A 15,157-nucleotide genomic window follows, 5' to 3' on the forward strand; every position below is an offset into this window, starting at 1 on the left:
AAATTAGAGATTTGATCATGGAAATTTAATAAATAAATGGGATCAAACGTTTTGATTTTTTAATATAATCGATGTAAGCCGGGAAATGGTTTACCAATCCTTTTTCTTCGTATTCAATTTTAAATAAGAGAACAATCAGTAAAGCCAGGAGATAAGCAAGTCTTAAATTACTATAATATTCTCCAACCAGAGCAATCATCACCATTAAAGTTGCTGAATACATGGGATGCCGCACCAAATAATATGGACCAGAAGTGATCAAGGCTCCATTTTGCTTCACGATGGGCCTTATATCAATATTTCTCAATCTCATTTCATAAATGGACCATATTACTAAACTTATGCCTGATAACTCTAACAAAAGCCATAAGTTTAGATGATTAAAAATGGGGGCACTTATCAGAATAAGAGATATAAATGATAGCTGCAAAAAAACCAATAGTTCGGGATAGTATTTTCTCATAGAAAGCAATTAGCAAGCTAAGATAAAAAAAACCGGCCAGGAAATGAATCCTGACCGGAAAGCCGAATTAATAAAAATTGTTGTAACTTATATTTATATGTCGATTTACATACTATAGAGTTTATAAAAGTGATTTACCCTATCTGAATTTATTTATTTTTAATAAAATTGGAAATCCAGTCGCCTATTTTACTTGTACCAAAAGATTTACCATCCTTTGCAATTTCCGCAGAAACAATACCTTCACTAATAGATTTTTCGACCGCTTCCTTAATAAGTGCTGCTTCTGAACTTAATTTAAAAGCATATTCAAACATCATACCTGCAGAAAGAATGGTTGCCACAGGATTTGCAATATCTTTTCCGGCTGCTTGGGGATACGACCCATGTATAGGTTCGAACAAGAAATTTTCAATGCCTATAGAAGCTGAAGGAAGTATTCCCAAAGAACCACTAATCACACTTGATTCATCCGAGAGAATATCGCCAAATAGATTCTCCGTCACCAATACATCGAATCGCTTTGGCCATTGAATGATCTGCATGGCAGCATTATCAACAAACATATACTCCAATAAAACATCCGGATAATCTTTGGCCATATCTTGTGCGGTTTCCCTCCACAATCTGGAAGTTGCAAGCACATTTGCTTTATCAACAAGCGTAAGTTTTTTTTGGCGCCTGGCAGCCAGTTCAAATCCAAGTTTCATAATTCTTATGATCTCATATTCCGAGTAAACACAGGTATCATAAGCCGTTTTACCATCCTCCGAGCGTCCTTGTGGTTTCCCAAAATAAAGTCCACCGGTAAGCTCACGCAGGCAAATAAAATCAACACCTTCAATAATTTCACGTTTTAAAGGAGATTTTTCAATGAGCAAAGGAAATGAAATTACAGGACGAATATTAGCAAACAAACCAAGTCGTTTCCTCATCTCAAGCAATCCTTGTTCCGGTCTGACCTTTGCTTTGGGATTATTATCATATTTGGGATCACCGATGGCTCCGAAAAGGATGGCATCAGCTTTTAAGCATAATTGATGTGTTTCTTCAGGATAAGGATTTCCACATTGATCAATAGCTGCTGCTCCAACCAAACCATAAGTAAAATTTATTTTATGCTTAAATTTTTCAGCAATGGCCTCAACAACTTTTATGGCTTGTGCTATAATTTCAGGTCCGATTCCATCACCCGGCAGGACCGCTATTTTTAAATTCATATTTTCTGAGTTCTTTGATAAAGATTAATTTTATTTGTCTTTTGAAATTTATGATTGATATTTCGTGATCAATGTAATTAAATACAATCTACTAAATACTGTCTACTAAATACTGTCTACTAACTACTTTCTACTGTCTTCTATCTTCTGCATTCTGCCTTCTAACTATATTCATTCTCAATCACATTCAGCATTTTTTCAGTTGCCACTATAGCTGCAGTTGTTTGATCTGTCTCCAGTCCCCTGGTTTTAAATTCACGGTTTAAACGCCAGGTAATCACGGTTTCAACTAAAGCATCTGTTCTGCCTCCCGGAGGAATTGACACAGAATAGTCTAGTAATTGAGGAAACGGCTTATTCAATTTCAAATAGATTTTTTTGAGGGCATTCATGAATGCATCATATTGCCCATCCCCTTCCGAATTGGCCTGATAATTTTCATCATCAATATCAATTTTGATGGAAGCTGAAGGTTTTAATCCTTTTGAAAGCGAAATAACATAATACTGAATTTTAATCCGATTAGAAATTGATTTACTTTTCAACACATCAGCAACAATAAATGGAAGATCATCGATCGTAACAGTTTCTTTACTATCTCCCAAATCAATTACCTTTTGTGTAACCTTTTTCAATGATTCAGGATCAAGACTCAAGCCCAGTGTTTCCAAATTCATTGTAATATTTGATTTGCCCGAAGTTTTGCCTAACGCATAACTGGTTTGCCTCCCAAAACGTTCAGGAATTAAATCATTTTGATAAAGTTTATCTTTATTGTCTCCATCGGCATGCACCCCACTGCATTGGGTAAAAACATATTCGCCAATTAAGGGTTTGTTTGCAGGGATTCGAATTCCGGAGAAGGTTTCAACCAAGCGGCTGATTTTATTCAGTTTTTTTTCATCCACAGAAGTGTTCATTTTCATCTGATCGCGCACAACAGCAATTACGCTTGAGAGTGGCGCATTACCGGCCCGCTCACCTAAACCGTTTACCGTTGTATGAAAACAGCGGATACCGGCTCGTAATGCTCCAACAACATTGGCCACTGCTAAATCGTAATCATTATGGGCATGAAAATCAAAATTCAAGTTGGGGTAACGATCAATCATCTGTTTACAGAATGCATAAGTTTCTTCAGGGTTCAGGATTCCCAAGGTGTCTGGCAACATGTAACGGTCGATTTTCGCTTTGCATAATTGATCCATCATATCCAGTACATATTCTTGCGAACTTCTCATCCCATTCGACCAGTCTTCCAAATAAATATTCACCTTGATTCCCATTTTTGATGCATTTTCGGTAAATTCTTTAATTTCTGCGAAATGCTGTTCAGGTGTTTTCCTTAGCTGTCCGATAAGATGTTTTAATGACCCTTTGCAAAGTAAATTAACAACCCGGCCTCCTGCATCATTGATCCAGTTTAAAGATTCCATTCCATCAACAAACCCCAAAATTTCAATTTTATCAATAAACCCATCTTTTCGGGCCCATTCGGTTATCCGCTTTACAGCATTAAATTCTCCATTCGAAACTCTCGCAGAAGCAATCTCAACCCTGTCAACCTTAACATCCTGGAGTAATAATCTGGTCACGCTGAGCTTTTCAGAGTCGTTAAAGGATACCCCGGTTGTTTGTTCGCCATCGCGCAAGGTTGTATCCATGATCTGTATTAAATTGTTCATTTTTTTTGCTTTTGGTTATTTGCTTTTAGCTATTGGCTGTTGGCTTTTAGCTGTTGGCTTTTAGCAATTAATTAGAAGACAGTAGTTAGTAGACAGTAGTTAGTAGACAGTAGTTAGTAGACATCATTTATCATTTATCATTTATCATTTATCATTCATCACTTATAACTCATAACTCATCATTCATAACTCATCACTCATAACTCCTCATTAAAAAGCAGCTACCCTGTCCTGTTCATATTTTTCAATCTCGCTTAACATATTTTGCAGATATAAAAAATCATCGTAACCGTGAAGCAGACATTCTTTTTTATAACTATTTATCTCAAATGAAATCAGCATGTTTTTAGCCGGTACTTTTAAGGATTGTTCTTCCAAATCAACTTCAAAAATTGTTTTAGGGTCATTGCTTACCTCTTTCATCAGTACCTCAAATTCATCAGCACTGACTTGAATTGGAAGCAAGCCATTATTTAAGGCATTATTTTTGAAAATGTCGGCAAAATAACTCGACACAACAACCCTGAAACCATAATCATAAATTGCCCAGGCGGCGTGCTCACGACTTGATCCGCATCCAAAATTCTTTCCGGCCAACAGAATTGTGCCTGAATATTTTTCATCGTTCAAAACGAATGACTCGTTTTTTTCATTTGATTTTCCGTACCGCCAGTCGCGAAAAAGATTGTCGCCAAAACCTTTTCGTTCAACCGCTTTTAAAAATCGAGCAGGAATGATCTGATCAGTATCAATATTTTCAATTGGTAACGGAACTGCCATTGATTTTAAGTTTTTAAATTTCTCGAAACTCATTGCTTTAAATTTTATACTATTTTGATTCATAATTAAAAAAAGTCGGCCGGATTGGTGATTACTCCAGTTACAGCAGCCGCGGCTGCAACCAGAGGGCTTGCGAGCAAAGTCCTTGCACCCGGCCCTTGCCTGCCTTCGAAATTCCGATTAGAGGTTGATACTGAATACTTGCCGGAAGGGACTTTATCGTCGTTCATTGCCAAACAAGCCGAACATCCGGGCTGACGCAAACTGAACCCTGCTTCTTCAAGTATTTCAACAAGTCCTTCTTTCCGAGCCTGCTTTTCAACCGCTTTTGATCCGGGAACTATCCACGCAGTGATATTTTCTGCTTTTTTACGTCCTTTTACTAATTCAGCAAAGATCCTCAAATCCTCTATCCTTCCGTTTGTGCAACTACCCACAAAAACAAAATCAACCGCCTTTCCAAGGAGTGATTGTCCTTTTTCAAGACCCATGTATTTAAGGGCATTGTTAAAACTTTCATCTGTTATATTTTCCGGAATCCGTTCTGTGATATTCATTCCCATTCCCGGGTTCGTACCGTAAGTTATCATCGGAAAAATATCGGCAGCATTATAGTGATATTCTTTATCGAATACAGCATTTTCATCTGTTTTCAGCTTCGACCATTCCTTCACCGCTTTTTCCCAAGCTTCCTCTTTTGGTGAATTTTCTCTTCCTTTGAGGTAATCGAAAGTTACCTGATCAGGTGCAATTAAGCCACCTCTTGCTCCACATTCAATGCTCATATTGCACAGACTCATTCGCGCTTCCATGCTCAAATTACGGATGGTATCGCCAGCAAACTCAATAAAATATCCCGTACCTCCACTGCTACTGATTTGTGATATGATATACAGAATGAGATCTTTTGAGGTAACAGCTTTGTTCATCTTACCGTTAATCGAAATCAGCATTCGCTTTGGCTTCGTTTGCATGATACACTGACTGCCAAAAACCATTTCTACTTCACTGGTTCCAATCCCGAAAGCAACCGTACCAAGCGCTCCATGCGTTGAAGTGTGACTATCCCCACAAACAATCGTCATACCCGGTAAAGTCAATCCAAGCTCCGGGCCTATTACATGTACAATTCCAAGATGCTCATGCTTCAAATCAAATAGTGTGATATGGTGATTCTTACAATTTTTCTCAAGTGTTTGCACCTGTGCTCTCGATAATAAATCTTTTATGGGGAGATGCTGATCAATAGTAGGAATGTTATGATCCATAGTTGCTAGCGTTTTATTCGGTCTCCAAACTTTTAATCCTCTTTTTTCCAGATTTCCAAAAGCAACCGGGCTTGTAACTTCATGAATATAATGCCTGTCGATGTAAAGCACATCAGGTCCGTCTTCAATTCTCCGGATGACATGCGCATCCCAAATTTTATCAAATAATGTTGTATGCTTCACTTTGGTTAAATTTATCTTTCGTTCATACTTGCTACTTCCTTTTCTTCATTTACTTTTCTGCCGTTCGGGCTCATCTTATTGATGGCATCCAAATAGGCTTCAACGGATGCCGTAATGATATCTGTATTTGCAGCAAATCCATAATAAATTTGGCCCTCGTGCAATACTTGCATATGCACCTTCCCGATATCATCGCTCCCACGTGTAATGGCCTGGATCAGAAATTCCTGAAGTTTGGTTTTCCGGTGAATGATGCTCTTGATTGATTTGATGGCCGCGTCAACCGGACCATTTCCCGATTCGGTGGCTGCGAATTTTTCTCCTGCAATATCTAATCGGATCGTTGCTACGGGTACCAAATTTTTCCCGGTAATCACCTGAAGAAAATCCAGTTTTATTCTACGTTCCTCTTTTCGAACATCTCCAATTAACATGGCGAGATCGTCATCATTGATGTCTTTTTTCTTATCAGCCAAAGTCAAAAACTCATCATAAACCAAATCAAGTTTCTCTTTGGTGAGTTTAAACCCTAACATTTCCAACCTGTTTTTCAATGCTGCCCTCCCACTTCGTGCAGTTAAAACCATTGACGATTCATTAATTCCAACGTCAGCCGGATCAATGATTTCATAATTTTCACGGTTTTTAAGTACTCCATCCTGATGAATCCCACTTGAATGGGCAAAGGCATTGCGCCCGACTATCGCTTTATTCGGTTGAACCGGCATATTCATCAATCCGGAAACCATGCGACTGGTTTTATAAATTTTCTTGGTATTGATATTGCACTCAACATTCAGGGTTTTATGACTTTTCAGGATCATGGCGATTTCTTCGAGTGAAGTATTACCGGCCCTTTCACCAATTCCGTTGATAGTTACCTCTACCTGACGGGCACCATTTTCGATACCTGCAACGGTATTTGCGGTAGCCAATCCCAAATCGTTATGACAATGCGTAGAAATGATGGCCTGATGAATCCCATTTACTTTTTCAAATAAATATTTGATTTTTTCACCATACTGATTCGGTAAACAATAACCCGTTGTATCAGGGATATTTACAACGGTTGCACCTGCCTTGATAACGGCTTCAACTACTTTTGCAAGATATTCGTTTTCGGTCCTACCTGCATCTTCACAATAAAACTCGACATCTTCAACAAAGCTTTTGGCATATTTTACTGCAGCTATTGCACGCTCAATAATTTCATCCTGATTCGATTTCAATTTATAGTTGATGTGATAAAAAGAAGTTCCAATTCCTGTATGTATTCGTTTCCGCTTGGCATACTTTAATGCATCAGCAGCAACCTCAATATCTTTATCAACCGCTCTAGAGAGTGCACAGATAGTTGGCCAGGTAACAGCCTTTGATATTTCCATCACCGAATTAAAATCGCCCGGGCTCGAGATCGGAAAACCGGCTTCGATGATATCGACACCGAGTACCTCAAGTGCCTTAGCAACTTCAATCTTTTCAACTGTGTTTAACTGGCACCCCGGAACCTGTTCGCCATCTCTCAAGGTTGTATCAAAAATGTATAATTTATTGTCCATTATTAAATATTTTAAAAGTTCTGATTATATTAAACTGATTAATTATTCTCAGGACGCAATCCACGTACTACTGAGCCGACTCTCCACATTTCACTATTTTTGAGTTCGTTGAGTTCGGCGTCGAGTTTTGCACGGTAATCAGATTTACTATTGGCTTCAATTACAACCCTGGCTTCACTGGCTGAAGAAACTTCTTTGTACAATTGACTAAAAACAGGTTTTGTTGCATCCCTGAATTTTTTCCACCAATCCAAAGCACCACGTTGTGCTGTTGTTGAGCAATTGGCATACATCCAATCCATTCCGTTTTCTGCCACGAGTGGCATTAAACTTTGAGTTAATTCTTCTACGGTTTCGTTAAAAGCTTCTGAAGGAGAGTGACCGTTTTCTCGTAAAGTCTCGAATTGAGCGGCAAATATTCCCTGAATAGCTCCCATTAAGGTTCCTCTTTCTCCGGTTAAATCGGAATACACTTCTTTTTTAAAAGTTGTTTGAAACAGATATCCTGCTCCTACGCCAATTCCAAGTGCAGAAACGCGATCTAAAGCTTTACCGGTAGCATCCTGACTAATTGCATAACTCGCATTCAAACCTCTACCTTCTAAAAACATACGACGCAAACTTGTACCTGAACCTTTAGGGGCAATGAGGATAACATCAACATCGGCAGGAGGAACGATTCCTGTTTGCTCACTATATGTAACACCAAATCCATGCGAAAAATACAATGCTTTGCCTGTTGTAAGATGTGATTTAACAGTTGGCCAAAGCGCGATCTGACCTGCATCTGAAAGCAGGTATTGAATGATGGTACCCCGTTCACACGCTTCATCAATTTCAAATAAATCTTTGCCCGGAATCCAGCCATCCTTAACAGCTTTATCCCAAGTTTTTGAATCTTTGCGTTGACCAACGATTACATTAAATCCATTATCTTTTAAGTTTAAAGCTTGTCCCGGCCCCTGCACACCATACCCGATGACTGCAATTACTTCATTTTTCAATACTTCCTTTGCTTTACTCAAAGGAAATTCTTCTCTTGTTACGAGGCTTTCTTCAACTTCGCCAAATTTCATTTTTGCCATTTTATTATTTTTTTAATTATTTGTGATTATTCTGAGTTAATTCAAATTATATTTCTTCGCTCATTTCACGCTTTTCAAGTTTATCAAGATATTCGCTCAAGAGTTCCTTTTTCAATCGTGTAATTGCAACTCTGCCCGACCGCACAAATTGTAAAACACCAAAAGGCTTTAATTCCTCAAAAAGTTCCTGAGTTTCGTGCTTATGACCTGTTTTTTCTATTGCAGTATATTCCTTTGTTACCTCCAGAATACGTGCATTGTGTTTACGGATGATCCCTTCTACCTGATTTGACTCCAGAAAAGTGGAAGTTTCAATTTTGTACATAGCCATTTCCTGGTGCAAAATCTCATGTTCGCGAAGAAAGAATGTCCGCAAAATATCAATCTGTTTATCGAGCTGCTTAACAAGGTTTTCGACCGTTACTAAAGCGCATTTCACAACAATGGTAAACTTATAAACCCCTTTGATTGCAGATTCAGAAACGGTTAAGCTATCAATATTTAATTTTCGTTTGGTGAAATTGATTGTTATTCTGTTTAAGATACCAATGCTGTTTTCAGAAAACACGGTTATTGTAAATTCCTCTATCATAATTATTTTATTAAAATCATTTTTATATTATTATTCGTCTCCAAAAACAATCTCATTTACTGCTGATCCGGAAGGAATCATCGGAAATACATTTCCTTTTGCCTCAACGGCCACTTCTAAGATAAAAGGTTCGTTGCTATCCATCATTTTTTGAACGGCTGCATGTAAATCTTTTCTATCAGTTACTTTTTGTCCATCGATTCCGTATGATGCTGCAAGCATTACAAAGTCAGGGCTTGTAATTGAAGTAGCAGAATATCTTTTATCAAAAAACAATTCCTGCCATTGTCGAACCATTCCCAGATAATCGTTATTAAGCACAATCATTTTAACAGGGACTTTATTAAAAGCAATTGTACCAAGTTCTTGCATGGTCATTTGAAATCCTCCGTCCCCGGAAATTGAAACAACTTTTCGGTGAGGTGCCGCAATCTGAGCACCCATGGCTGCAGGCAATCCATATCCCATCGTACCTAAGCCACCAGAAGTTATAAAACTTCTCTTATTCTTGAATTTATAATACCTTGAAGCCACCATTTGGTGCTGACCAACATCAGTTACTATTACTGCTTCTCCTTTTGTCACTTCATTTAAATGACGTAATACTTCACCCATGGTAATCTGTCCGGTTTCAGGATTTAGTTCCTTTTGGATTACACGGCTAGTTTCCTGATCGTCGATAAACTTGAAACTGTTGCGCCAAACAACGTGGGCATTGGGGCTAACAAGCTTTGTTACTCTTGCCAGCGTATCCTTTACATCTCCTAAAACGGTTACATCCACTTTAATGATTTTATGAACTTCAGATTTATCTATTTCGAAATGAATTTTCTTGGCATTTGGTGCATAAGCACTTACTTTACCCGTAACCCGATCGTCGAATCGCATTCCTAATGCAATGATCAGATCTGCTTCGTTTGTTTTGATATTTGGTGCTGCATTCCCATGCATACCCAGCATTCCGGTATAAAGTTTATGATCATTTGGCAGTGCTGATAGTCCTAATAAAGTACTAGCTACTGGAATTCCGGTTTTTTCTATAAATTCTTTTAATTCCTTTTCCGCTCCACTTAATACAACACCTTGCCCAACTAAAGCAAGTGGTCTCTTGGCATTGTCAATCAGTTCAAATGCCTGTTGGATTCTGATATCTTTAGTTTCAGGTATCGGAATATAACTTCTTATTTTGGTGCATTTTTCGTAATAAAAATCAACTTCGGCAAACATGGCATCTTTTGTAATATCAATCAAGACAGGTCCCGGACGGCCTGAACGGGCTATGTAGAAAGCTTTTGCCACTGCAGGAGCAATTTCTTCCGCACATGTCACTTGAAAATTCCATTTGGTGACCGGCATGGAAACGCCAACCACATCTGTTTCCTGAAATGCATCAGTACCAAGCAAATGAGAATATACCTGACCTGTAAAACATACAAGTGGTGTAGAATCCATAAAAGCATCCGCAATGCCTGTTATTAAATTGGTTGCTCCCGGTCCGGAAGTAGCTATACAAACCCCTACTTCTCCACTTACCCTGGCAAAACCCTGCGCTGCGTGAATTGCACCTTGCTCATGTCGGGTCAATATATGGTGTAGCTGATCTTCATAATCCATTAATTTATCGTAAACAGGCATGATTGCTCCTCCCGGATAGCCAAAAATGGTCTTGACATTTTCGGCAATCAATGATAGAATTAATGCATCTGATCCACTAACGCGTTTACCGGTTTTATTTTTTGTTGTTTTAGTATCAAGTGTTATCGTTTCCATTTCAAGTTTTATTAAGTTTTAATTACTTGGTTTTGTTATTAAAAATTCTTGCTTTAAAGTATTCTGATTGCACCCATATCTGCTGATGAAACATGAGCTGCATAAATTTTTAAAGCCTGACTGATGTCCCTTTCCCTGTTTTCGGGGAGATAAGCTCCATTATTCTTTGATTCCAAAGTTTTTCTTCGTTGATCAAGTACCTCGGAAGGAATGATTAGATTTATGCTTCTCTTGGGAATATCAATTTCGATGAGATCACCATTCTCTACCAAAGCAATGGTTCCACCTGCCGCAGCTTCAGGTGAAGCATGGCCTATCGATAAGCCTGAAGTTCCTCCTGAAAACCTTCCATCGGTAAGCAAAGCACAGGATTTATCTAATTTTTTTGATTTTAAGTAAGAGGTAGGATAAAGCATCTCCTGCATCCCGGGGCCTCCTTTTGGACCTTCATATCTGATAATTACAACATCACCGGGCTTTACAGTTCCATCCAGTATTCCATCGCAGGCACTATTCTGAGATTCGAAAACCCTGGCTTTACCAGTGAACTTCAATACCGAAGCATCCACCCCTGCTGTTTTCACAATACAACCATCCTCTGCCAGATTACCAAATAATACAGCCAAACCACCATCTTTGCTATAGGCGTGTTCAATAGATCTCACACAACCATTCTCATCATCTAAATCAAATTCTTTATAAAAGTTTTTTTGTGATCCCATCACGAGATTAGGAATTCCTGCAGGTGCAGATTTGTAAATCTTATGCTTTTGATCATCCTGATTGTCACCTTTTATGTCCATTTCATTTAAAGCCTGACTTAAGGTCGAAAATGAAACATTATTTACAGATGTATCCAATAAATTACTTCGATTGAGTTCACCAAGAATGCGCATTACGCCCCCTGCCCTATTTACGTCTTCAATGTGGTAGCTCGAACTTGGTGCGACTTTGCACAATACCGGAATTTGTCGTGAAAGTTCATCTACATCTTTCATTGTAAAATTAACGTTGGCTTCGCTGGCGATGGCAAGCAGATGTAAAATGGTATTTGATGATCCGCCCATGGCAATATCAAGTTTCATGGCATTCAGAAATGCAGCACGGGTAGCAATTGATCTGGGCAAAATACTGTCATTTTCATCACGATAATACTTAAAAGTATTTTCAACAATTTTATTTGCCGCATCTTCGAACAAACGCTTTCGGTTAACATGGGTTGCTACTATGGTTCCGTTCCCGGGTAAGGATAAACCCAAAACTTCGGTAAGGCAATTCATGGAATTAGCCGTAAACATTCCTGAGCAGGAACCACAAGTTGGACAAGCATTCTTTTCAATCGACAAAACATCGGCATCAGATGTTTCAAAATCGGCAGCTACTACCATCGAATCAACCAAATCGATGGCTTTACCTTTAAATTTTCCGGCTTCCATAGGGCCGCCAGAGACAAATACTGCAGGAATATTTAGTCGCATTGACGCCATTAACATACCAGGTGTGATTTTATCGCAATTTGATATGCAAATCATGGCATCGACCTGATGTGCATTGCACATATATTCGACACTATCGGCAATCAAATCTCTGGAAGGAAGAGAATAAAGCATCCCCAGATGCCCCATTGCAATACCGTCATCAACCGCAATCGTGTTAAATTCAGGAGCAAAGCATCCTTGCATTTCAATTATTTTCTTTACCATTTGTCCTACCTGATGCAAATGCGCATGTCCCGGAACCATTTGGGTAAATGAATTCACGACGGCAATAATTGGTTTCCCGAATTGTTGCTCTTTCATTCCATTGGCTCGCCAGAGACTTCTTGCTCCGGCCATCTTACGGCCCTGTGTTGTTGTGTTGCTTCTTAAATTCATCACCTTTGAATCATAAAAAAAGCCTTTCCCAAATCTGAGAAAGGCTTACGATTAATAACATAACTCACCTTTCTCAATTCCTTTGGAGAATGAGAATAATCACAATAATGATAATGATGCTGGATGAGTAATTGATTTTCATATTCTGTCTTCTGTCTTCTGTTTTCTGTCTTCTGTTTTCTGTCTTCTGTTTTCTGTCTTTTATTCTTCTTAAGCAAAAAAGCCATCCTCTGGTTGAGAATGGCTTAAATATTTTTAGTAATTAACAACACATTCTCAACCCGTACAGTGCACGAGGGTAATAATGAGAATAATAATGCTGTTAAATTTTGTCATGATGCGGTGTTTATTTTTGGAGCAGCAAATCTAATCACATTTTATATTACCAAACAAGCAAATAATATTATTTTTCAAAACTCAAGATTTTTGGGGTGCAGATTCTATCAATTCGTAATTAAAACAATAAGCTAAATTACAATACGTAATAAATGATGCCTAAAAATAATTATTACGGTAAAACGACAGATTTAAACCCCAAAACTATAAACCTCTAGACCATTCAGGTCTTAATTTTCCGTCCTCTGGATTTTGTAAAAAATCGTTAATCCTATTCACAAGAATCTCCTTATCCCTATCAAGAATCCCCTTTAAAACCAAATAATTCGAAGCATGATCACTCCGAAAAACAGTACTTACAAGGTTTAACTCTTGCAGGAACAGCCCTAGCTCTTTGATTAATTCATAAGGATTTAATTGAACGAATTCGCCATTGAACCTCTTTTTAAAATGATTTATCCCGTATGGAAGGCTTAAAACCAAAGTAGATAAGTATTCGGGTTGAATTGAATTTATGAGTTTAGCTGAATTTATTGAATGTTGATTTGAAAAATGCTTTCCACCAAGCCCATTTAAAATCATGACACTCAACTTGATTCCGGCATTTCTGGCCTTTAATAATGCTTCTTCTGTTGAATTATATGTCTCCCCTTTATTAATCATTTTCAACAACTCATCATCACCTGATTCGATCCCAATATAGAGCAATTTTAAACCAGCGTTTTTTAACTGCATCAATTCCTCTTCTGTTTTACTCAGGATATCTCTTGATGAAGCATAAGCAGAAATGCGTGCCAATCGAGGAAAACTTTGATTTAACTTATCCAATATTCTAATCAGCTTATCAAATGACAAAACAAAAGCATTTCCATCTGCTAAAAATATTTTACGCGTATCATCTGCTAAACCTTTAGTTTGTTCAATTTCAGCAAATATCTCCTTTTCGTTTCTTAACTTGAAACTTTTAGAGGTATACATCTCACAAAAAGCGCATTTATTCCATGAACAGCCAATCGTTAGTTGAAAAATAAGAGAATAGGCTTCGCTTGGTGGGCGAAACAGCGGTTCATCGTAACTAAAAGGCAGATAAAACATAGCCGTAAAATTAACTAAAAAGCAGGTTTGATTCTACTAAATGATCAAGAATTGCAATTCAATGGAAATACGATGGTAATACATGGTAACATATAGTAATACATGGTAATACATAGTAATACAATTGTCAAACAATAGGCATTCAGTGGACATTTGGTGGCAATAAAAGTCTCCTATCTTCAACCTAATCCACCAATTTGCTAATCAACCAATTTACCAATTTACCAATTTACCTATCAACACCTCATTCAAAAGGATGCACCTCTTGATCAAAATCAGGCCGGTAATTATCCTGACTGTCCAAGGACTGAACCCAACCTTTATGCAAACCCAGTTCATAAAAATAATCTACAACATCATTATACTCTTTAGTCTTCAAGGTTCTTCCAAAATCAAATTCATTGCAAACTCTAGCCGTAGGATAATATTGAGACATCAATGAAATATTAATATTGGGAGATAAGTCTTCGGCAATCCATCTCAAAACATCCTTACTATTTTGCACTTGTCCGGGTAAAACCAAATGCCTGATGATTAAACCTTGTTCGGCATAATCTTCCTCATTCAGATGTAAAATTGTACCTTTTTGTCTGTACATTTCTTGTAAGGCAGCTTGAGATATCTGAGGATAATTCTTAACCCCTGAAAAGTTTTGACCTAATAACTCATGGGCATATTTCATATCCGGAAGAAATACATCTACAAATCCTTCCATTTTTTTTAGTTCTTCTGCTTTATCGTAGCCATTGGAATTATAAACAATGGTTGGATGATAACCCATTTCATGCAAAGCAGTAATAATTACCTTCATTTGTGGGATAAAATGCCCGGGCGAAACAAAGCCAAGAATATTAATCCCCTGATCCAGAATTTCAATTATTTCGGTTAAAACCCTGATAAGTGACCGACTTGCCATCGATCGGTCTGATCTATTCTCACTTATCTGATAATTCTGACAATAAACGCATTGCATATTACAATTGGTAAAAAACACATTGCAAATCCCTTTAGATCCGCTTATAGGAGGTTCTTCACCATGATGAATGCAAATAGAAGAAATATTGAAATCGGCCCGACTTTTACAAAACCCCAATTTATCCGAAAAACGGTCTGCTCCGCACTCATGCGGACAAAGGCAGCACTTTTCTAATTCTTTCAGAGGCCGCAAAAGTTGTTCGAAATCTAAATCTCCAATATTCATATCTGTACAAAATTAAAAAGATTAGAATCCATCATCAATCGTTTAT

The 15,157-nt window shown here is 37.9% G+C and carries 12 protein-coding genes; all 12 read right to left on the reverse strand.

What is annotated here, in order from left to right:
* Nucleotides 1-25: 25 nt before the first annotated feature.
* On the reverse strand, nt 26-463 hold the full coding sequence (locus tag KKG99_16665) for a hypothetical protein (GenBank protein MBU1014628.1): 438 nt from the start codon (nt 461-463) through the stop codon (nt 26-28).
* A 149-nt stretch (nt 464-612) separates the two neighbouring features.
* The gene (leuB, locus tag KKG99_16670; protein MBU1014629.1) at nt 613-1,683 is read right to left on the reverse strand and encodes a 3-isopropylmalate dehydrogenase; all 1,071 of its coding nucleotides are present in this window, start codon (nt 1,681-1,683) and stop codon (nt 613-615) included.
* A 161-nt stretch (nt 1,684-1,844) separates the two neighbouring features.
* Nucleotides 1,845-3,347, reverse strand: coding sequence for a 2-isopropylmalate synthase (locus tag KKG99_16675; GenBank protein MBU1014630.1), 1,503 nt, complete (start codon nt 3,345-3,347; stop codon nt 1,845-1,847).
* 231 nt (nt 3,348-3,578) lie between these two features.
* Nucleotides 3,579-4,181, reverse strand: a complete 603-nt coding sequence (gene leuD, locus KKG99_16680; GenBank protein ID MBU1014631.1) for a 3-isopropylmalate dehydratase small subunit — start codon at nt 4,179-4,181, stop codon at nt 3,579-3,581.
* Between the two features lie 32 nt (nt 4,182-4,213).
* Nucleotides 4,214-5,599 (reverse strand): 3-isopropylmalate dehydratase large subunit, encoded by a 1,386-nt coding sequence (gene leuC / locus KKG99_16685; GenBank protein MBU1014632.1) that lies wholly within the window; start codon nt 5,597-5,599, stop codon nt 4,214-4,216.
* Between the two features lie 11 nt (nt 5,600-5,610).
* On the reverse strand, nt 5,611-7,158 hold the full coding sequence (locus KKG99_16690) for a 2-isopropylmalate synthase (protein MBU1014633.1): 1,548 nt from the start codon (nt 7,156-7,158) through the stop codon (nt 5,611-5,613).
* Nucleotides 7,159-7,196: 38 nt separating this feature from the next.
* A complete protein-coding gene (gene ilvC / locus KKG99_16695; protein ID MBU1014634.1) occupies nt 7,197-8,243 on the reverse strand; it encodes a ketol-acid reductoisomerase in 1,047 nt (348 codons plus the stop codon).
* A 46-nt stretch (nt 8,244-8,289) separates the two neighbouring features.
* Nucleotides 8,290-8,835, reverse strand: coding sequence for an acetolactate synthase small subunit (gene ilvN, locus KKG99_16700; protein ID MBU1014635.1), 546 nt, complete (start codon nt 8,833-8,835; stop codon nt 8,290-8,292).
* Nucleotides 8,836-8,865: 30 nt separating this feature from the next.
* Nucleotides 8,866-10,605 carry a biosynthetic-type acetolactate synthase large subunit gene (gene ilvB, locus KKG99_16705; GenBank protein MBU1014636.1) on the reverse strand — a complete coding sequence of 580 codons (1,740 nt, stop codon included), beginning with the start codon at nt 10,603-10,605 and terminating at the stop codon, nt 8,866-8,868.
* A gap of 53 nt (nt 10,606-10,658) precedes the next feature.
* Nucleotides 10,659-12,479 (reverse strand): dihydroxy-acid dehydratase, encoded by a 1,821-nt coding sequence (ilvD, locus tag KKG99_16710; protein MBU1014637.1) that lies wholly within the window; start codon nt 12,477-12,479, stop codon nt 10,659-10,661.
* A gap of 540 nt (nt 12,480-13,019) precedes the next feature.
* Complete coding sequence (locus KKG99_16715; protein MBU1014638.1) at nt 13,020-13,910, reverse strand: radical SAM protein; 891 nt, start codon at nt 13,908-13,910, stop codon at nt 13,020-13,022.
* Between the two features lie 244 nt (nt 13,911-14,154).
* Nucleotides 14,155-15,111, reverse strand: a complete 957-nt coding sequence (locus KKG99_16720) for a radical SAM protein (GenBank protein ID MBU1014639.1) — start codon at nt 15,109-15,111, stop codon at nt 14,155-14,157.
* Nucleotides 15,112-15,157 lie beyond the last annotated feature (46 nt).

The sequence above is a fragment of the Bacteroidota bacterium genome, assembly GCA_018816945.1.
Taxonomy (GTDB): domain Bacteria; phylum Bacteroidota; class Bacteroidia; order Bacteroidales.